The organism is Xylophilus sp. PBN-3R, assembly GCF_057747805.1.
Map to the genome: position 1 here is coordinate 3,928,129 of NZ_CM173225.1, position 17,827 is coordinate 3,945,955.

The window sequence follows — 17,827 nt, forward strand, 5'->3', positions numbered from 1 at the left end:
CGCACGGACCCACGGTCCTGCGGGGTTTTCTTTTTTTGAAGCCTATGAACGACAACCAACTGCTGCGTTATTCCCGCCACATCCTCCTGGACTCCATCGGAATCGAAGGGCAGGAGCAGTTCAGCAAGGCCCATCTGATGATCGTCGGCGCGGGCGGACTGGGCTGCGCAGCGGCCCTATACCTGGGCGCGGCAGGGGTCGGAATGCTTACCCTGGTGGACGACGACGAGGTCGACCTGACCAACCTCCAGCGTCAGGTGGCACACACCACGAAGCGTGTCGGTGAAGCCAAGGTCGATTCGTTGGCCGAGGCCATCACCGCGATCAATCCCGAAATCCGGTTACGCCGCGAACGGCGCCGGGTGGATGCCGGCTGGCTTGACCGTCAACTTGCCGAGATCGATGTCGATGTCGATGTCGTGCTGGATTGCACCGACAACTTCCGGACCCGTCATTTCATCAACGCAGCCTGCGTGAGGGCGCAGATACCGCTGGTGTCTGGCGCGGCTCTGGGTTTCGATGGGCAACTGGCGCTATACGACAGCCGCCAGTCGGGCAGCCCTTGTTATGCCTGCATATTTCCTGCAGACGATGCGGTCAGCGAGGTCGCCTGCTCGACCATGGGTGTATTTGCGCCGCTGGTCGGCATGGTCGGCACGTCGCAGGCTGCGATGGCGCTACAAGTACTTCTCGCCGCTCTCGCTGCACCGGGCAAGGCAGCCGCTTCGACTCAACCAGGCTTGTTGCGCATGATCGACGCCCAGGCCATGGAATGGTCACAGATGCGGACGGCGCGAAACCCGCATTGCCTGGTCTGTGGCACCAGGGGCCTGCCCGCTTAACGATTGACCGGTTTCGGTGCATCTGTCTGCACCAGCAGACGCTGGCAATCGGCATCCTCGCCCGGGCCGGTCTCGATGGTGGCTGCCAGGGCGAGAAAGGGATTGATCAGGCCCAGCGCCACGGCGGCAGCAGCCCGGCCAGCAAGGGCGCCCTTGTCCGGGAAGGCCGAAGGATCACCCAGCGTTCCCTGGATGATCAGGGGCGAACGCAAACTCAGGATGCTCTTGTCCTTCGGCTTGGGTCGCAGCGTGATGTAGAGGCTTTCGTCGGCCAGATTGATACGGCCATCGCCGTTGACGACCGTGTCGTTGGTGTCAAATACGATGCCCTTGCTGGTCATGAGGCCGTCCTTTACGTCGAAGGCGGCCGCACCGCAGCGCATGCGCACTTCGCGGTCGCCACGCAGGAAAAACTTGATCACCTCGCCGCCGTCGAGGCCCACGAACTCCAGCAAAATGTTGCTGAACTGTCCGCTGCCGACCAGAAGCCCGGTTTCGCCATTGGCATGAGCCAGCAGTTCGGCGACCGAACTACCGCGCGCCTTCAAGTCCACTCGCAGGCTCACGTTCCCGAGGCTCGCCTTGCTTTGTTTGATGGCCGGAAACAGGCGATTGATCTGCAAAGCCCTGGCCTCCAGCCGGGTGCTGACGTCAGGCGGAGTCTTGCCGCCATCGACCTTGATATTGCCGACGATGTGTCCGCCGGCGACGCCCAGATCCAATGGATCGAGCACCAGCAGGCCATCGGTCAGGGTGACATGCACCTTTCCGCTGTCCAGTGGCAGTTCGGTCACGTGCTGGATCTTCGCCGCGCTGTATTTCACGTCAGCGTTCATGGCATTGAGTTTTTCCAGGTCGAGCTTGGCCGTCGGCAGCACCTTGCCGCCGGAACGTTTGCCTTTCCGGGCAGCGGCGGCGGTCACTGCGGGCACCGTTCCTGCCTCGGTCTGGCGACTTCCCTTGGTCGGCGACGGCGCCAGGCCGATGACCGGGGCCAGGTCGTTGAAGTCGAGCAGTTTCGATTGCACCTCGCCGGAAAGCCGACCCTTCTTGTCGCCCGCCTCGTAGCGCAAATGACCACCCAGGTCCGAACTGCCCAGTTTGCCCTGTAGTCCTGCGACATCCCATGCGTCGCCCTGCTTGCGCAACCGGCCTTTCAGCGCGTATGGCGGCGTATCGGGCAGCACCACGCCGATCAGTTGGTACAGGTCGGCCAGGTTCTGCCCCTGCATCTGCACCTCGGTGTCGATACCCTCGAGCGTGGACAGGTTGCCGATGCTGCCCTTGGCACTGAGGCGAGTCTGCCCGGCGGAAGCCTTGACCTCGACAGGAAACGGCGCCGTCTGCGCGCCGGGTGAAAGCTGCAGGAGGCTGCCGGTCCGGCCGCTGGCGGCAAAAGGCTGCTTCTTCCAGGTGCCCTTGGCGTCATAGCTGAACGGCATGGCACCCGCTACGTCCTTGTCGACCTGCTGATCGATTCCGAAAGCCACACGAATGTCTGCACCCTTGTGGCTCGCCAGGAAATGCAGGCGGCCGCCATCGACCAGAAGATGCCCGATATCCGGCGTGGTGCTGGTGTCGGAAGTGTCCTTGCCAAAAGCCCATGTGCGGCGGCCGTCCGGCTCCATCTGCAGGCCGATTTCCGGCTGTTGCAGAACGACCGACGGAAGCACGATCTTGCGGCCGAGCAGCGGCCACAGGCGAATTCCGATCTCCGCCCTTTCGGCCTTGACCAGATAGGGATCCTGGGCCCAGCCAGGGTTGGCGAACTCGATCCCGTCGGCGATGACAGTCGCCGTGCGGCCCAGTTTCACGTCGAGGTGGCGGGTGATGGCGAAATGGCGTCCGGTCTTGTCGCTCACATACCGGTTGATGGGGCCGCGAAGCAGATCCCAAGGGAAAAAGATCACCAAGAGCACCAGTGCCAGCAATAGCACCACGAAGCCCACGAGCAAACGCAAGGCCCAAGAGCGGCGAGGTGGCAAGGAGGCTGAAGTGCTGGCTTTCATGGGGCGTTCTCTGCAGTCTGTCTGGTCAACATTACCCGCGAAATGTCGAAGCCCATGGCGGATGCACGCATCAGCCACGGCTCGATCTCGGCAGAACTGCGCTGGGGCTTACGCGACAGTAACCACAGGTATTCGTGGTCGGGCGTTCCCACTAGCGCGGTCTGGTATTCCTCGTCGATCGCCAGCACCCAGTAATCGCCCCAGACAAGCGGAACCCACGCCAGCCAGCGCGGCGCGAACCGCACCTTCAGCCGACCGTCCTCGTTGTTCACCTTGTGCGCCTCGCCCATCGCGCTTTCGACCGAACCGTCGTCGCGGCGACAGGTGTTCAGCACCTGCAATCGTCCTTCGGCGGCAGCCGAATACTGGGCGGTGACATCGCTCACGCACTTGCGCTGGAAGGAGTTGGGAAGGCGGGCCAGTTCGAACCACTGGCCGCCATAACGTTGCCAGTCGACGTTCTTCACGCTGGTAACAGGCGCGTTGGCTTCGGTAAATGACTGGGCCCAGACGCCCGTGGCAGCTACTGCCAGCAGGCATACGACAGCCTTGTGCCAGCGGCTGACGGGGACGGGTCGGGACGGCTTTACCGGAGGCGAAATCAGCATGTATTCGTTCTTTGTCTGGTCGGATTCGAAGGAACGGAGTATCCGGTTGGCACCCCGGGATGCCGGTCGTCCCATGCGTGTTCCGGGCGTCGTCCCTTGCCTACAGTTTTTTCAAACCGATAGCGGGGTACGCGAGACGCGAAAACGGGCCTGTAGGAGCCGACGCACAATCACGAATTCGTACCGCTGGCACAATTGAAAGCACTACCGCACAATGATTCAAGGCTGGTGCTCCGGAAGACCCGCGGCCCGAAGCACCGCGCCATACCCTCGACGGACTAGCACCTTGGGATTAAGAACGTACATCGTCGAAGACAACGTCACGATTCGCGAGAACCTCATCGGTACCCTCGAAGAACTGGCGCGCATCCAGACGGTCGGCATCGCCGAAACCGAGAACGAAGGCCGCCACTGGCTGGAACACCACCGCAACGAATGGGATCTGGCGATCGTCGACCTATTCCTGAAGCAGGGCAGCGGTCTCGGCATCCTGGCAGCCTGCAAGCAGCGCCTGCCCCACCAGAAGGTGGCCGTTCTGAGCAACTATGCGACTCCCGATATCCGCACCCGCTGCGCGCAGTTGGGCGTAGATGCGGTGTTCGACAAGTCGAATGAAATCGATGCCCTGGTCGACTACTGCATCCAGCACAGCGCCCGCGCGGTGCACGAACGGACCGTGGATCACCCCGAACCCACACAGCCCAGCACGCCCTGATTTTCACTGCGGTCGCGCGGCCACTCGGACAACACAAAGCCCTGCCGGCAGCTGCCGGCAGGGCTTTTTTGGTGGCAACGAACCGACTGTCCGATCAGTCGATCAGCTTGTTCTTCAGTGCGTAGTAGGTCAGGTCGCTGTTGGAAGCGAGATTCATCTTTTCCATCAGGCGGGTGCGATAGGTGCTCACCGTCTTGACGCTGAGTGACAGCGATTTGGCGATGTCGCCGGCGGTTTCACCCTTGGCCAGCTTCAGGAAAACCTGGAACTCGCGTTCGGAGAGAAGCTCGTGCGCAGGCGCATCGTCCTTCCGGTTGAGTTGCTGTGCCAGCAGGTCGGCCACGGCGGGCGTGATGTAGCGCCTGCCCAACGAGATGGTGCGCACCGCGTTCACGATTTCCATCGGATCGCATTCCTTGTTCAGGTAACCGCTGGCGCCTTGGCGGATGAGGTTCATCGCGTAGTGCTCTTCCGGGTACCCGCTCAGGATGAGGATTCCCACATCGGGCGCCTTGGCGCGGATCATGCCCAGAGCATCGAGACCGGTCTGGCCGGGCATGGACAGATCCATCACCAGCACGTCGATCTCGGTGTTGCGGATCAGGTCGATGGCCTCACGACCGTTGGAAGCTTCGCCGACCACACGCAAATCCACGTGGTCCGAGAAAAACTGCTTGAGACCAGAGCGCACGATGGCGTGGTCATCCACAATTCCGATTTTGATCATTTAGAGTGTTCCTAGGATGCCGCCACATGATGCGGGCACAATGCCCAGCACACGTGCTGCACCAAGCCCTGGTTGAGCATTCACGTCGATTATTCACGAAATATCCTGCAGTTCTTCGAGTTTTCGATGCGAAGGTTCTCCCTACCAAAATTGGTCATCAGTCTGACCGCGGCCATCCTGGCGGCGGCCATCCTGATCGGGATCAATGAAACCGGGTATCGCCGATCGAACGAGGCGCTGCAGGAAATCGAGCGGGCGCAGCAGACCCGGGTCGAACTCAGCCGCCTGCTGCAGCAGATGCTGGACGCCGAAACCGGGCAGCGTGGTTTCCTGCTCACCGGCGACGAACGTTACCTGCAGCCCTACAGCGAGGCGACGGCCGGGCTGAACCAGACGATCGACACCTTGCGGGCCTCGTACGGGCGCAACCCGGACGGACTCGCGCAACTGGCCGAACTGTCGCGCAACGTTTCGCGCAAGCTGGCCGAAATGGACCTGAGCGTCCGCCTGCGCAAGCAGGGCAACGACGAGGCCTGGCGCTTCGTCATGCTCACCGACGTCGGCCGCGAGCATATGGACTCGATCCGTGCACAGACCTCGAAACTGGTGGACGAACGTTCGCGTGCGGTCGAACGCGGCCAGAAGGAAGTCGTTCACGCCCTGCAGTTTTCACGCCTCGGAATCGCAGTCATCGCGCTGGTGGGCCTGATCGCCTTCTACATGTACCTGCGCCAGACCCGCGCGCTCGAAATGGTCGGCCGCAGGCAGCAGGAAGCGCTCGAGATGGAACGCGACCGGCTCGGCGACCAGGTCCGCGAACGCACCGCATCGCTGGCCGAACTGGCCACTCACCTGCAGCAGGTGCGCGAGGAAGAACGCGCTTACCTGGCGCGTGAACTCCACGATGAACTGGGTTCGCTGCTGACCGCCGCCAAGCTCGACGTGGCCCGCATCAAGTCGAAGATCGGGCAGGACGCGCCCGACCTCCAGGACCGGTTGAAACACCTGACCGAAACCCTCAACAGCGGTATTGCACTCAAACGCACCATCATCGAAGACCTCCGGCCTTCATCGCTTTCCAACCTGGGTCTCGTGGCCGCGCTGGAGATCCTGGCGCGCGAGAGCGGCGAACGCAACGGCCTCGCCATCCGCTGCCAACTCGACGCCGCGCCGCTGGATGCATCGGCTCAGCTGACGGTCTATCGGGTGGTGCAGGAATCGCTGACCAACATCACCAAATACGCCAACGCACAGAACGTTCAGGTGCTCTTGAAGACCGGGCCGCGTGAGGTGACCGTTGCGGTGCAGGACGACGGAATCGGTTTCGACGTCGCGCATATGCACCCCGGGACCCATGGACTGCACGGCATGCGCCATCGGGTCGAAGCTGCTGGCGGGCGGCTCACCATCACCTCTTCGGCCACTGGCGGCACGCTGGTTTCGGCCACCCTGCCACATTCGGCCTGACGGCCCGGCCGGCCATCGTCGGCCAACTCCTACAGTACCCGGCCTCCCGGGATGACACCCCGGTGCGCCCGCTGCCGATCAGGGATCGCGGCCGACGGGACTAACCTCAAGGCCATGCAGTTCGGAACCGTCCGCACTGCGAGAACCAACCTTCCGAGGAGATGAACATGCTGCATTACGCCGTCGTGTTTCTTGTAATTGCCTTGATCGCGGCCATCTTCGGTTTCGGCGGTATCGCTGCTGGAGCCGTCGGCATCGCCAAGATCCTGTTCTTCGTGTTCGTGATCATGGCCATCGTCAGTTTTGTCGCCAGCATGATGCGGCGCCGTTAGACCTCGCTTTTACGTCCGTCCATCAATCAAAGCCAACCAGGAGCTCTCAATGACCATCAACACCACCAAAGCCGCCAACACCGTCCGCGACGCTTCCGATGAAGCGTTGCAAGGCGCCCAGAGCGCCGTCGAAACGACGCGCAGCTACGCCAACGACGCGCTCGACAAGGCAGGCGAAAAGGTGCGCGACCTGCGCGGCAGCGTGGATCCGCTGGTCGACCAGATCACGTCCAAGGTGCAACAGCTTGCTAGCCGCGGCATCGACTATGCAAACGATGCGAAGTCGCGTGCCCAGCAGCAACTCAACCGTTACGGCGACGTCACTGGCCGTTATGTGGCCGAGCAGCCCGTCAAGTCGGTGCTGATCGCCGCCGCCACCGGCGCGGCCATTGCAGCCCTGATCCTGATCGCCACCCGCAGCAACAACAACCGCAATCGCTACTGAGCACACTGTTGTCCCGAGCCATCTGACCATCCTGTCCATCTGCAAAGCCCGACATGCTCCACCCCCTGTTCACTGTTCTCATCCGCAAGCCTGAACTGGTGGTGGAACATCTCGCGGGCTACGGCGCGCTGGTGCATGAAGAAATGTCCGACCTCGGAGCGCAACTCGCCATGCGAGCCGCTGCCTGGGGTGCGACGGTGGTCATGGCTTTGGTGTTCATCACGCTGACTGGCGTATCCGTCATGCTGGGTTGCACCCTGCAAACATTCCATTGGGCATTGGTTGCGGTTCCCGCAGTAGCGTTGGTCGCGACCATTGCCTGTTTTCTCTATGCCCGCAGCTCGACGCCGGGCACTCGTTTCGAAGGGCTCAAAGCCCAGATCGAAGCCGATGTCCAAGCAATGCGCATTGCCGGAGAACGCAAGTGAGCGAAGAGACCGGACCGGTCCAGCCGACCGCCAAGCAACGCCTGCAAGCCACCCGCCAGGCGCTTATGCACGAACTGGTTCCCAGCACCCGCAACGACACAGCGCGCCGCATGGATGCACAGGCTCGACAGGATCAGCAACTGGCCTTCGATGCCGGCGAAACCGGGGTGCCGCCAGAGCCGCCGCCCGGCCAGCCGACATCGTTCAGCGGATGGCTGGCAGTTGCCAGGCATTCGGTGCGTGCATGGTGGGAATTCCACCCGGTTCGTGTCGTTGGAGCAGTCGCCGAGCCGGTATTGGTCGAATACGCCCGCCATCGGCCGATCAAGTTGATCGGGATCGCTGCCGGCATCGGCGCAGTGCTGGTGGTGACCCGGCCCTGGCGCCTGGTTTCGGTCGGCGGCCTGGCGGTTGCCGCGCTCAAGTCGTCGCAATTGTCGAATTTCGCGCTGTCATTCCTGAGTTCCCGCAAGAACCGGTAGCCAGCCCACATCAAACAACACTGGCTGCCGCGCGTCGTGCGACGCGGCAGCCGGTCCCACCCACTAGCGCACTGGCCTTTCGAACAGAACTCAATTTATCCGAGGACACCATCATGAAGTACGCACGCGCCCTTGCTTTTGCCGCCATCGCCGGCATCACCGTTGTCACGGCTGGCTGCTCGGTTGCCCGCCACCAGCAGACCGTCGGCTCCTATGTCGACGATGCAGCCATCACCACCGCCGTGAAGGCCAAGATGGCTGAAGACAAGTCGGTGTCCGCCACCTCGATCAGCGTCGAGACGCTGAATGGCACGGTGCAACTGTCGGGTTTCGCCAAGTCGCAAACCGAGAAGTCGCAAGCCGAAGTCGTAGCCCGCAGCGCCAAGAACGTGCGTGACGTGCGCAACAACATCGTCGTTCGTCCCTGATGCAGGACGCTCTGCGGCCGCTAACGGCTGCAGGGCACGACACTGAAACGCAGGCTGGAGCCTACAAGCTCCTCGCCTGCTTTTTTTGACCCTGCGTTACTTGAAGCCATCACTTTCGTCCCCGTTACCGCACCGCATCCAATAAAAAAACGACCATGAAAATCTTCAATTGCGACAACTGCGGGCATCCGGTGTTCTTCGAGAACGTGCAGTGCCTCAACTGCGGATGTGCGTTAGCCTTCCTGCCGGACCGGCTCACCATGGCAGCCCTGCTGGCGCCAGTGGAGCCGACGAACGAGGACGGTTCGCCGAGCCTCTGGGAACGCAGCCATCCGCCCGAAGGCGTGCCCGTGCAATATCGCATGTGCCTGAATCACGACCTGCACCAGAGCTGCAACTTCACGGTGCTGCCGGAAGACCCGAATCCGCTGTGTGTCTCCTGTCGCCAGACCCGTGTGCTGCCTGACCTTTCCTTCCCGGAAAACCGTGATCGCTGGTACCACATCGAGGTGGCCAAACGGCGCCTGTTCTATACGCTTGCACGCCTGGGACTGGCCTCCACCGACAGCACCGACGGTTCGCAGGATGGCCCGGTCTATGAATTCCTGGCAGAACTGCCGGGCGGGCCGCGGGTGATGACCGGGCACAACCAGGGGCTGATCACACTGAACATCGTCGAAGCAGACGACGCCGAACGCGAGCGCCGCAGGGTGGAACTCGGCGAGCCCTATCGCACGCTGCTCGGGCACCTGCGCCATGAGTCCGGCCATTTCTACTGGGACCGCCTGATCCGCGAACAGAACCGCCTGGACGCCTTCCGCCAGGTCTTCGGCGACGAATCACTGGACTACACGGAAGCCCTGAGCCGGCATTACGCCTCTGATCACAGCGCGTCCGAATGGCAGGACGACTTCGTCAGCGCCTATGCCACTTCGCACCCCTGGGAAGACTGGGCCGAGACCTGGGCTCACTACCTGCACATGGTCGATCTGCTGGAAACCGCGGCCGCTTATCGCACCACCGTCGAGATCCCGGGCAGCATGCCCTCCGAGTCCGACCGGGTGAGCAATCCGTTCGACTCGGCAGTGACCGATTTCGACCATCTGGTGCAGCAGTGGGTGCCGGTCACCCTGATGCTCAACAGCCTCAACCGCAGTCTCGGACAGGACGATGCATATCCTTTCGCCCTGTCGCAGGGCGCGCTGCACAAGCTGCGCTTCGTGCACGACGTGATCCATGACGCGGTCGACAAACCGTTGATCGACGACACGGACGACATGACCAAGGCGGCGGAGGGCTCGCCGATCGAAACGGCGGCGTGAAAGGCGCTAGCGGCCGACCTTGGTGAGTAGCCGGCTCAGCACCGGCGGCGAAACGAACTTGTCGACTTCGCCGCCGAGCTGAGCGATCTCGCGCACGAAAGTGCTCGAGATGAACTGGTACTTGTCGCCTGGTGTCAGAAACACGGTTTCAACGTCTGGCATGAGTGCGCGGTTCATGCCGGCGAGCTGGAATTCATAGTCGAAGTCGGTGACGGCGCGCAGGCCCCGCACCATGGCCTTCGCACCACGATCGACTACAAAATCGCGCAGCAGGCCGGCAAAGCTCTCCACCTCGACCTGCGGGTGCGGTGCCACCGCTTCCTTCACCATCGCCATCCGCTCCTCGAGCGAAAAAAGCGTCTTCTTGTGATGACCGGCGGCCACTGCCACGATCACCCGGCCGAAGAGCTGGGTGGCGCGGCGCACCACATCCTCATGGCCGAGCGTGATCGGGTCGAAGGTACCGGGATAGACAGCGATGAGAGGAGCCATGCGGCGGATTATGCCGAGCGGCTCAGCAGGTGGGCATGGACAGCGCCGGCACGCAGATGGCGTTCGAGTTTCCATCCCAGGTCCGCCAGCCGCGTCTCGTCCCAGGCTTCCGGCGCTTCCATGTAGAGGCGTCCGTTGGCCGTCAGTGCCCCGGCACCCGCCGACAGCGCGGCATCGAAAAGCCCGGCCTCGAAAGGCGGATCGACCAGCACCAGGTCCCAGGTTCCAGGTGCGGTACGCAAGGAAGTGATGCCGTCGCCGCGACGGACTTCCACATTGCCGGCGCCCAGCCGGGTGCAGACCTTTTTCAGCGCGGTGACCAGTTCAGGATCCTGGTCACACAGCAGCACCTGTGCCGCACCGCGAGACGCGCATTCCATGCCCAGGGCACCGCTGCCGGCGAAGGCGTCGATGCAGCGCCAGCCGGTCAGGTCCTGGCCCAGCCAGTTGAACAGCGTTTCACGCACGCGGGCCGGCGTCGGGCGCAGGCCCGGCCGGTCGGACACCGGCAGCGGCGTGCGTTTCCACTGGCCGCCGACGATACGCACCTCGCCTGCGCCGCCGTGCGGCCTAGCGGGTTTGCCGACGACCGGCCCCGCTGCCCGAGGCGCTGCCTTCCGGGCGCTCACGAAGCACCTCCGACCACCACCGTCACCATGCGGTCGGGCTGCAGCGCACGGCTGAAGGCCTTGCGGATGTCGGCAGCGCTGACCGCCCGCACCCGGTCGGTCCAGGTGTCGAGATAGGTCAGCGGCAGGCCGTACCAGGCGATGTTCGCAACATTGCCGACCAGCTTGGCGTTGCTGTCGATACGTAACGGGAAACCGCCGATCAGGTTGTCCTTGGCCGCAGTCAACTCGGCATCGGTCGGGCCGTCGGCTACGAAACCTGCCAGCACCGAACGCGCCACCTCCACGGCTTGACTGGCCTGATCGGGCCGTGTCTGCAGGCCGATGGTGAAGGCGCCGGCGCTCATGGCGGGTTCGAAGCCCGAATACACGCTGTAGCTCAGGCCGCGCTTTTCACGCACTTCCTGGGTGAGGCGCGAGACGAAGTCGCCGCCGCCCAGGATGTAGTTGCCGACAGTGAAGGCGAAGTAGTCGGGATCGGCCCGGCGGATGCCCGGCTGGCCGATATAGACATGGGCCTGCGCCGACTTGAAGGGCTCGCGGATGTCGCGTCCGGCTGCCAGCGGCTGCGTGTCGGCCACTGCGGGAAGGGCCGAGCATGTGGCGACCGGAAGCCGGCTGAGCAGTTGGCCGGCCAGGGCGTCCGCCTGGGCCCTGTCGAGCGCTCCGACGATGCTGACCTTGGCGCCGCAACTGCGCAGCTGCGCGTGGAATTCGCGAATCGCCTTGACGTCGATGGCGGCCAGCGTTGCCTCGGTGGTCAGGCGGCCATAAGGATGGTCGCCATAGACCGCCTGCTGGTAGAGCTTGCCGGCGCGGGTGCCGGGGCGTGTTTCGGCCTCGCGCAAGCCGGCGACGGCACGTTGACGCTCCACCTGCCAGACAACGTCCGGGATGGACGGCTCGCCGATTTCACGTGCAGCCAGCGCCGAGGCCCGGGCCAGCAGCGCGGGGTCGGCCAGCGAACGCAGGGAGAAACTGAACCGGTCGTTGCTGGCACCGGCACCGAACTGCGCGCCCAGATCGGCCCAGGCGTCGTCCAGCGCATTTTCGTTCAACGCCGGTTCGTTGCCATGGGCCTTGACGCCCTTGTCCAGCATGCCGGCGGTGGCACCGGCCAGGCCCGTCATGGCCGCGGGCTCGCGGCGACGGCCCGCGTCGAAATCGATCTGCGCATCGACGATGGGCACCGCCCGGCTTTCGACGAAGAACACCTGGGCACCGTCAGGACGATTCCAGTGCTGGATCGGCAATGCCGCGTGGGCCGCGGTACCGGCCAGGAGGCCGGCGACAGTGGTCGCCAGCGCGGGATGGGAGATAGAAAAAGCCATGGATATCCTGCGTCGGTTCAGTGCACAGCGCCGCCGGGGGCGCTGTCGTTGGCCTGCGGTCGCAGGGGCTTGGCCGGATCGGGCGGCATCGGAACCAGCGTGCCGACGGTCAACTGGTCATCGCCGAAATAACGGGAGGCAACCGACTGCAGCTGTGCAGACGTGACCAGGCCGAGACGGTCCAGCAACTGGCTGTCGGCGTCCAGAGGCAAGCCCTGCACCCAATTGCTGCCCAGGTCCTGCGCCTGCGAATTGACCGAATCGCGCTGGAAGATCTCGCCAGCGCGCCATTGAGTCTTGACCCGGCGCAATTCGGCTTCGCCGACGCCTTCCCGGGCGATGCGGGCGACTTCGCCGCGCAATGCCTTCTCGACCTCGGCGGCGGTGTGGCCGCGGGCGGGCACACCCGACAACATGAACAACTTGGGCCCGCGCGCCACCAGCGAATGCGAAGCATCGACGCTGTCCGCCACCCGCTGCGGGCCGCGCGCCAGGTTGCGTGACAGGCGGGCACCCGAATACCCGTCGAGCACCGCCGCCAGCACCGTCAGTGCCAGCGCGTCTTCGGCGTTGGGTGTACCGGCATCCATCGATTCGAGGCCTGGCACACGGAAAGCCATCATCACGTAGGCCTGTTCTGCCGGCGCGCGGAAATCGAAACGCCGCAGGCCGACCTGTTCGGGCTCGGGCCGCGGTTTGCGTGTCGGCACCGGGCGGGCCGGGATGCGGCCGTAGGTCTGTTCGGCCCAGGCCAGCACCTGCTGTGCATCGACGTCGCCGGCGATCACGATGGCGGCATTGGCGGGCACGTACCAGCGATGGTGGAAATCGCGAACGTCGTCCGCGGTGAAGGAAGCGATGTCACCCATCCAGCCGACCACCGGGCGGTGATACGGCGACGCCGTCCACACCTGCGCCTGCAGCGTCTCGTAGAGGCGGCTGCGCGGCCGGTCTTCGGTGCGCATGCGGCGTTCCTCGGTGACGACCTGGCGCTCTTTCAGGAACTCGGCGTCGGGCCAGGTGTTGTTCTCGAAACGGTCGGCCTCGAGTTTCATCACGTCCTGCAGGCGGTCGGCTGGCACCTGCTGGTAATAACCGGTGTAGTCGGCGGTGGTGAAAGCGTTCTCACGCCCGCCCAGCGCTGCAACCCTGCGCGAGAACTCGCCGACCGGCACGGTGGGCGTGCCCTTGAACATCATGTGTTCGAGCATGTGGGCAATGCCGGAGGTGCCGTCCACCTCGTCCATGGCACCAGCGCGAACCCACACCATGTTGACCGCCGTCGGGGCCCGCCGATCGGTGCGCACGATGAGGGTCATGCCGTTGGAAAGCGTGAACTGCCAGGTGTCGCTCCTGGCGCCAGTCTTGGGCAGATCGGTCGAAACCGGGTTGGAGGGAGGCGTATCGGGCCCGCTGGGCTGGGCCTGTACGGCCCCCGCCAGCAGGCTGATCGACAGCACGGAAATCAGCCCGCGCAAGGCGGCACGGGCGGCGGTGCCGCGGTCTGGAGCTCGTTTCATAGAATGGTTGATTCTAAGAACGCATTCATGTTCAGTTTTTTCAAGAAAAAACCCTCCGCCAACCCGCCCGAAGCCGCTGAAACCGGCGTTCCTGCGGTCCAAAGCCCACCGCCCGCGCCGGAGGGCGCTCTGGGCTGGCTGAAAAGCCAGCTCGGGCTGGCGCCGACGCCGGTCGACGAGGTCCCGGTCATACCGGCCGAGGCGATGGTGGTGGCCGCTCCGGCACCCGCTCCGGTTTCGGCACCGCCCCCTACGCCTACGCCTACGCCTACGCCTTTGCCTTTGCCGATACCGGCGCCAGCGGTTGTGGTTCGGCCCCCGGTTACGCCGACCCCGGCAGCGCCTTCGGCACCCGAACCGTCCGCCAAACCGGAATCCGGTGAACGCAGCGGCTGGATGCAGCGCCTGCGCGGTGGCCTTCGCAAGACCGGTGGCAGCATTGCCTCCGTGTTCGTTTCCGCGAAGATCGACGAGGCCCTCTACGACGAACTCGAAGACGCACTGCTGATGGCCGACACGGGTGTGAAGGCCACCCAGCATCTGCTGGACGACCTCAGGCGCCGGGTGAAGGACCAGCGAGCGACGGACCCGGTCGCCGTCAAGGCGCTGCTGGCCGACGCCATCGCCGATCTGCTGAAACCGCTCGAGAAGAACCTGGTCATCGGCCAGCACACGCCTACCGTCATCATGGTCGCGGGTGTCAACGGTGCAGGAAAGACGACCTCCATCGGCAAGCTCACCAAACACCTGGCCGAAGCCGGTGCCGGAGTGCTGCTGGCGGCTGCCGACACGTTCCGTGCCGCCGCGCGCGAACAACTGGGTGTCTGGGCCGACCGCAACCTGGTGGAAATCATCGGCCAGCAGGGCGGCGACCCGGCTGCCGTCAGCTTCGACGCGGTCACCGCCGGCAAGGCGCGCGGCAAGGACGTGGTGCTGGTCGACACCGCCGGCCGCCTGCCCACCCAGCTGCACCTGATGCAGGAACTGCAGAAAATCAAACGGGTCGTACAAAAGGCCGACCTCAGCGCGCCGCACGAAATCCTGCTGGTGATCGACGGCAACACCGGCCAGAACGCCCTGGCCCAGGTGCGGGCCTTCGACGACGCGCTCGGGTTGACAGGCCTGATCGTCACCAAGCTCGACGGCACCGCAAAAGGTGGAGTGCTGGCAGCCATCGCGCAGGAAAGGCCGATTCCGGTGTATTTCGTAGGGGTGGGCGAAAAGCTGGAAGACCTGGAAACGTTCAATGCACGTGAATTCGCGCAGGCGTTGCTGGGCTGAAAGCAGACGTCCGGTTACGTAACCGTCCCTATCGGCCTCATAGAATTTCTGCGGAACTTGGCGCTTAGCACTCTCTCTAACCGAGTGCTAATATGTATCGCCATGAGGAAAGGATCCCCGGTATGAACTACCCAACTGGAGCCGCCACCACCGTCGCTGCCGCAAATCCGTGGTCGATGGTGCCGCCCCTGGGCAACCTCGATGCCTATATTTCTGCAGTCAACCGATTGCCCCTGCTGACGCTCGAGGAAGAGCAGCGTTATGCCCGTGAACTTCGTGATGACAACAACGTTGAATCCGCCGGCCGGATGGTGTTGTCGCACCTGCGTCTCGTCGTTTCGATCTCGCGCCAGTACCTGGGTTATGGGTTGCCGCACGGCGATCTGATCCAGGAAGGCAACGTCGGGCTGATGAAGGCCGTCAAGCGTTTCGATCCCGAACAGGGTGTGCGCCTGGTGAGTTACGCCATGTACTGGATCAAGGCCGAGATTCACGAATACATCCTGAAGAACTGGCGAATGGTCAAGGTGGCGACCACCAAGAGCCAACGTAAGCTGTTCTTCAATCTGCGTTCGATGAAGCAGTCTTTCAAGGCCGACGCGGCATTGGCCGGCGACTTGCCGACCCATGCCGAAACGCTCAGCGCCGGCCAGGTCGAGACCATGGCGGAGCGGCTGAACGTCAAGCCTGAAGAAGTCAAGGAAATGGAAATGCGGCTGGCCGGCGGCGATGTGCTGCTGGATCCGTCTCCGTCCGACGACGGCGAACAGGCCTACGGCCCCATCGCCTACCTGGCCGACGCGGCACACGAACCCACCGCAATGATCGAATCGCATCAGCGTGACGTTCTGGCCACCGACGGCATCGCCACCGCACTCGAAGCACTGGACGACCGCAGCCGCCGCATCGTCGAGGAACGCTGGCTCAAGGTAAACGACGACGGTTCGGGCGGCATGACGCTGCACGAACTCGCCGCCGAATACCATGTCAGCGCCGAACGAATCCGCCAGATCGAATCGGCGGCGATGAAGAAAATGAAAAAGGCGCTGGCCGAATACGCCTGAGCTTTTCGCTCCTCATTCTTCCCGGTTCATCCGGGTTAGTCCGCAAGAAGGGCCGTCCTCCAGAAGGACGGCCCTTTTGTTTTATGCGGCAAACTTCAAGACCGCCTTTTTTCGTTCGAGTCATGACTGTTTCTACGCTGCGCCGCGCCGTCCTTGCCGCTCTCCTGCTGACCGGCGCTTCGTTCGCCCAGGCCGAGGCGCCCTCCGCCTGGCCCACGCGGCCGGTTCATATCGTGGTGGGTTTCCCGGCCGGCTCGTCGCCCGACATCACGGCGCGCACACTGGCCGAGCCGCTGTCGCGTGCCCTGGGCCAGCCGGTGATCGTGGACAACAAGGTGGGCGCAGGCGGCAACATCGCCGCCGAGTTCGTGGCCCGCGCCACCGACGACCACACCATCGGGCTGATGATCAACGGCAACATGACGATTGCCCGGTTGCTCAACCCCAAGCTGGGTTACGACCCGCTGAAGGATTTCGCCCCTGTCAGCCTGATCGGCATCTCGCCGCTGGTGCTGACCGCGCCGGTCGACGCACCCGGTGCCGACGCCCGTGCCTTTCTGCAGGCGGCTCGCGGCGCAGGCGACAAATGGAGCTACGGCACACCCGGCGTGGGAACGGTGGGCCATGTGGGGATGGAATTGCTGAAACGGCGCATCCATATCGACCCGGTCCATGTGCCCTACCCCGGTTATCCGCAGGTGGCCAACGCCATGATCGGCGGCCAGCTGCAGCTCGCGCTGCTGCCGCCGAGCCTGGCCGCCGCTCAGGCGCGTGCGGGAAAGCTGCGTGCGATCGGTGTCACCGCCCGCACCCGCAGCACACTGGTGCCGGAGATCCCCAGCCTGGCCGAAGCCGGCATCGAGGATTTCAACCTGGAGATCTGGAACGCGGTGGCGGCGCCCACCAACATGCCCAAGCCGGTGGTGGCGCGGCTGTCGGCGCTGTTTTCCGAAATCACCCGCTCGCCCGACATGCGCGCCAAGCTGTTCCAGCAGGGCTGGCAGGCGGTCGGCAGTTCTTCTGAAGGGCTGGCCAACCGCATCCAGGCAGACGCGAAAACCATGGGTGACGTGATCCGCAGCGCGCGGATCACCGCCGACTAGGCTTTTTGCTCGAGCAGCAGCTTGATGTCGGCCAGAAGCGGCGCGCTGCCGGTGCCGTACTTGCTGTAAAGCCGAAGCCGGCCTTGCGGATCGTAAAGGTAGGTGGCGGCGGAATGGTCCATGGTGTAGGTGCCGGGCGCCTTGCCGTCGACCTTCTTGAAATACACCTTGAAGTCCTTGGCGACCGCTGCCAGCTGCTCGGCGCTGGCGGGCCGGAGCGCGATGAAACCCGGGTCGAAGTTGGCCATGTATGCCGACAGGATTTCCGGCGTGTCGCGCTCGGGGTCAACGCTGATGAAGACCGATTGCAGCCGGTCGCCATCGGCGCCCAGCTGGCGTTTGATGTCGGCCATTTCGGCCAGAGTCGTCGGGCAGACATCCGGGCACTGGGTGTAGCCGAAGAACACCGCCACCACCTTGCCACGGAATTCCTCGAGCGTGCGGACACGCCCTTGCGAATCGGGCAGGCTGAAGCTCCTGGCGTAGTCGGCGCCGGTCAGGTCGACCGCCTGGAAAACCGGGCCGGGCGCTGCCTTTGAACAGGCCGCCAGGGCCGCTGTCAGCCCGAGGGCCAGGAAGGAACGTTTCTGCATCTGCGCGGA

General features: G+C 63.9%; 20 protein-coding genes. 12 read left to right on the forward strand and 8 right to left on the reverse strand.

Features of this window, described 5'->3' with window-relative positions:
- Nucleotides 1–44: 44 nt before the first annotated feature.
- The gene (locus AC3ANW_RS18745; protein ID WP_488342344.1) at nt 45–842 is read left to right on the forward strand and encodes a HesA/MoeB/ThiF family protein; all 798 of its coding nucleotides are present in this window, start codon (nt 45–47) and stop codon (nt 840–842) included.
- Here the strand turns inward: AC3ANW_RS18745 and AC3ANW_RS18750 are convergent.
- Together AC3ANW_RS18750 and AC3ANW_RS18755 are read right to left on the reverse strand one after the other, a co-directional pair.
- A complete protein-coding gene (locus tag AC3ANW_RS18750; RefSeq protein WP_488342345.1) occupies nt 839–2,851 on the reverse strand; it encodes an AsmA family protein in 2,013 nt (670 codons plus the stop codon). The two genes, AC3ANW_RS18745 and AC3ANW_RS18750, sit on opposite strands and share 4 nt — an antisense overlap.
- Nucleotides 2,848–3,459 carry a lipocalin family protein gene (locus tag AC3ANW_RS18755; RefSeq protein WP_488342346.1) on the reverse strand — a complete coding sequence of 204 codons (612 nt, stop codon included), beginning with the start codon at nt 3,457–3,459 and terminating at the stop codon, nt 2,848–2,850. Before AC3ANW_RS18755 ends, AC3ANW_RS18750 begins: the two co-directional genes overlap by 4 nt.
- 286 nt (nt 3,460–3,745) lie before the next feature.
- On the opposite strand from AC3ANW_RS18755, the gene AC3ANW_RS18760 reads away from it, so the two are divergent.
- The gene (locus AC3ANW_RS18760; protein WP_488342347.1) at nt 3,746–4,174 is read left to right on the forward strand and encodes a response regulator; all 429 of its coding nucleotides are present in this window, start codon (nt 3,746–3,748) and stop codon (nt 4,172–4,174) included.
- A gap of 94 nt (nt 4,175–4,268) precedes the next feature.
- Here AC3ANW_RS18760 and AC3ANW_RS18765 read toward each other — a convergent pair whose 3' ends face one another.
- On the reverse strand, nt 4,269–4,901 hold the full coding sequence (locus AC3ANW_RS18765) for a response regulator (protein WP_488342348.1): 633 nt from the start codon (nt 4,899–4,901) through the stop codon (nt 4,269–4,271).
- A gap of 126 nt (nt 4,902–5,027) precedes the next feature.
- On the opposite strand from AC3ANW_RS18765, the gene AC3ANW_RS18770 reads away from it, so the two are divergent.
- The 7 genes from AC3ANW_RS18770 to AC3ANW_RS18800 all read left to right on the forward strand — a co-directional run bounded on the left by AC3ANW_RS18770 (nt 5,028) and on the right by AC3ANW_RS18800 (nt 9,805).
- Nucleotides 5,028–6,368 carry a CHASE3 domain-containing protein gene (locus AC3ANW_RS18770; RefSeq protein WP_488342349.1) on the forward strand — a complete coding sequence of 447 codons (1,341 nt, stop codon included), beginning with the start codon at nt 5,028–5,030 and terminating at the stop codon, nt 6,366–6,368.
- 167 nt (nt 6,369–6,535) lie between these two features.
- Nucleotides 6,536–6,700, forward strand: a complete 165-nt coding sequence (locus AC3ANW_RS18775) for a DUF1328 domain-containing protein (protein ID WP_488342350.1) — start codon at nt 6,536–6,538, stop codon at nt 6,698–6,700.
- Nucleotides 6,701–6,749: 49 nt separating this feature from the next.
- The gene (locus AC3ANW_RS18780; RefSeq protein WP_488342351.1) at nt 6,750–7,145 is read left to right on the forward strand and encodes a hypothetical protein; all 396 of its coding nucleotides are present in this window, start codon (nt 6,750–6,752) and stop codon (nt 7,143–7,145) included.
- Nucleotides 7,146–7,198: 53 nt separating this feature from the next.
- Nucleotides 7,199–7,573, forward strand: coding sequence for a hypothetical protein (locus tag AC3ANW_RS18785; protein ID WP_488342352.1), 375 nt, complete (start codon nt 7,199–7,201; stop codon nt 7,571–7,573).
- Nucleotides 7,570–8,055, forward strand: a complete 486-nt coding sequence (locus AC3ANW_RS18790; RefSeq protein ID WP_488342353.1) for a hypothetical protein — start codon at nt 7,570–7,572, stop codon at nt 8,053–8,055. The genes AC3ANW_RS18785 and AC3ANW_RS18790 overlap by 4 nt, the downstream gene beginning before the upstream one ends.
- Nucleotides 8,056–8,168: 113 nt before the next feature.
- Entirely contained in the window at nt 8,169–8,483 is a 315-nt protein-coding gene (locus AC3ANW_RS18795) for a BON domain-containing protein (protein ID WP_488342354.1), read from the forward strand.
- Between the two features lie 155 nt (nt 8,484–8,638).
- Nucleotides 8,639–9,805, forward strand: a complete 1,167-nt coding sequence (locus AC3ANW_RS18800; protein ID WP_488342355.1) for a zinc-binding metallopeptidase family protein — start codon at nt 8,639–8,641, stop codon at nt 9,803–9,805.
- Nucleotides 9,806–9,811: 6 nt separating this feature from the next.
- Here AC3ANW_RS18800 and coaD read toward each other — a convergent pair whose 3' ends face one another.
- From coaD to AC3ANW_RS18820, 4 genes are read right to left on the reverse strand one after another with little or no spacing between them, the layout of a single operon-like run.
- Nucleotides 9,812–10,297 (reverse strand): pantetheine-phosphate adenylyltransferase, encoded by a 486-nt coding sequence (coaD, locus tag AC3ANW_RS18805; RefSeq protein ID WP_488342356.1) that lies wholly within the window; start codon nt 10,295–10,297, stop codon nt 9,812–9,814.
- Between the two features lie 8 nt (nt 10,298–10,305).
- A complete protein-coding gene (rsmD, locus tag AC3ANW_RS18810; RefSeq protein WP_488342357.1) occupies nt 10,306–10,926 on the reverse strand; it encodes a 16S rRNA (guanine(966)-N(2))-methyltransferase RsmD in 621 nt (206 codons plus the stop codon).
- Nucleotides 10,923–12,257, reverse strand: a complete 1,335-nt coding sequence (locus AC3ANW_RS18815) for a M16 family metallopeptidase (RefSeq protein WP_488342358.1) — start codon at nt 12,255–12,257, stop codon at nt 10,923–10,925. The genes rsmD and AC3ANW_RS18815 overlap by 4 nt, the downstream gene beginning before the upstream one ends.
- 17 nt (nt 12,258–12,274) lie before the next feature.
- Nucleotides 12,275–13,777 carry a M16 family metallopeptidase gene (locus AC3ANW_RS18820; protein ID WP_488342359.1) on the reverse strand — a complete coding sequence of 501 codons (1,503 nt, stop codon included), beginning with the start codon at nt 13,775–13,777 and terminating at the stop codon, nt 12,275–12,277.
- Nucleotides 13,778–13,804: 27 nt separating this feature from the next.
- On the opposite strand from AC3ANW_RS18820, the gene ftsY reads away from it, so the two are divergent.
- From ftsY to AC3ANW_RS18835, 3 genes are all read left to right on the forward strand, one after another.
- Complete coding sequence (gene ftsY / locus AC3ANW_RS18825; protein ID WP_488342360.1) at nt 13,805–15,058, forward strand: signal recognition particle-docking protein FtsY; 1,254 nt, start codon at nt 13,805–13,807, stop codon at nt 15,056–15,058.
- 122 nt (nt 15,059–15,180) lie between these two features.
- The gene (gene rpoH / locus AC3ANW_RS18830) at nt 15,181–16,122 is read left to right on the forward strand and encodes an RNA polymerase sigma factor RpoH (protein ID WP_488342361.1); all 942 of its coding nucleotides are present in this window, start codon (nt 15,181–15,183) and stop codon (nt 16,120–16,122) included.
- Between the two features lie 122 nt (nt 16,123–16,244).
- Nucleotides 16,245–17,225: a Bug family tripartite tricarboxylate transporter substrate binding protein gene (locus AC3ANW_RS18835; protein WP_488342362.1), complete on the forward strand. Its 981-nt coding sequence runs from the start codon at nt 16,245–16,247 to the stop codon at nt 17,223–17,225.
- Here AC3ANW_RS18835 and AC3ANW_RS18840 read toward each other — a convergent pair.
- Nucleotides 17,222–17,818 carry an SCO family protein gene (locus tag AC3ANW_RS18840; protein WP_488342363.1) on the reverse strand — a complete coding sequence of 199 codons (597 nt, stop codon included), beginning with the start codon at nt 17,816–17,818 and terminating at the stop codon, nt 17,222–17,224. The genes AC3ANW_RS18835 and AC3ANW_RS18840 overlap by 4 nt on opposite strands.
- Nucleotides 17,819–17,827: the final 9 nt, after the last annotated feature.

Bases quoted from the DNA above. Each gene is read 5' to 3' on its own strand.
- AC3ANW_RS18815 (WP_488342358.1), bottom strand. From the start codon at position 12,257: ATGGCTTTTTCTATCTCCCATCCCGCGCTGGCGACCACTGTCGCCGGC.
- rpoH (WP_488342361.1), top strand. From the start codon at position 15,181: ATGAACTACCCAACTGGAGCCGCCACCACCGTCGCTGCCGCAAATCCG.
- AC3ANW_RS18800 (WP_488342355.1), top strand. From the start codon at position 8,639: ATGAAAATCTTCAATTGCGACAACTGCGGGCATCCGGTGTTCTTCGAG.
- AC3ANW_RS18745 (WP_488342344.1), top strand. From the start codon at position 45: ATGAACGACAACCAACTGCTGCGTTATTCCCGCCACATCCTCCTGGAC.
- coaD (WP_488342356.1), bottom strand. From the start codon at position 10,297: ATGGCTCCTCTCATCGCTGTCTATCCCGGTACCTTCGACCCGATCACG.
- AC3ANW_RS18795 (WP_488342354.1), top strand. From the start codon at position 8,169: ATGAAGTACGCACGCGCCCTTGCTTTTGCCGCCATCGCCGGCATCACC.
- AC3ANW_RS18785 (WP_488342352.1), top strand. From the start codon at position 7,199: ATGCTCCACCCCCTGTTCACTGTTCTCATCCGCAAGCCTGAACTGGTG.
- ftsY (WP_488342360.1), top strand. From the start codon at position 13,805: ATGTTCAGTTTTTTCAAGAAAAAACCCTCCGCCAACCCGCCCGAAGCC.
- AC3ANW_RS18765 (WP_488342348.1), bottom strand. From the start codon at position 4,901: ATGATCAAAATCGGAATTGTGGATGACCACGCCATCGTGCGCTCTGGT.
- AC3ANW_RS18840 (WP_488342363.1), bottom strand. From the start codon at position 17,818: ATGCAGAAACGTTCCTTCCTGGCCCTCGGGCTGACAGCGGCCCTGGCG.
- AC3ANW_RS18770 (WP_488342349.1), top strand. From the start codon at position 5,028: ATGCGAAGGTTCTCCCTACCAAAATTGGTCATCAGTCTGACCGCGGCC.
- AC3ANW_RS18755 (WP_488342346.1), bottom strand. From the start codon at position 3,459: ATGCTGATTTCGCCTCCGGTAAAGCCGTCCCGACCCGTCCCCGTCAGC.
- AC3ANW_RS18820 (WP_488342359.1), bottom strand. From the start codon at position 13,777: ATGAAACGAGCTCCAGACCGCGGCACCGCCGCCCGTGCCGCCTTGCGC.
- AC3ANW_RS18780 (WP_488342351.1), top strand. From the start codon at position 6,750: ATGACCATCAACACCACCAAAGCCGCCAACACCGTCCGCGACGCTTCC.
- AC3ANW_RS18750 (WP_488342345.1), bottom strand. From the start codon at position 2,851: ATGAAAGCCAGCACTTCAGCCTCCTTGCCACCTCGCCGCTCTTGGGCC.
- AC3ANW_RS18835 (WP_488342362.1), top strand. From the start codon at position 16,245: ATGACTGTTTCTACGCTGCGCCGCGCCGTCCTTGCCGCTCTCCTGCTG.
- AC3ANW_RS18775 (WP_488342350.1), top strand. From the start codon at position 6,536: ATGCTGCATTACGCCGTCGTGTTTCTTGTAATTGCCTTGATCGCGGCC.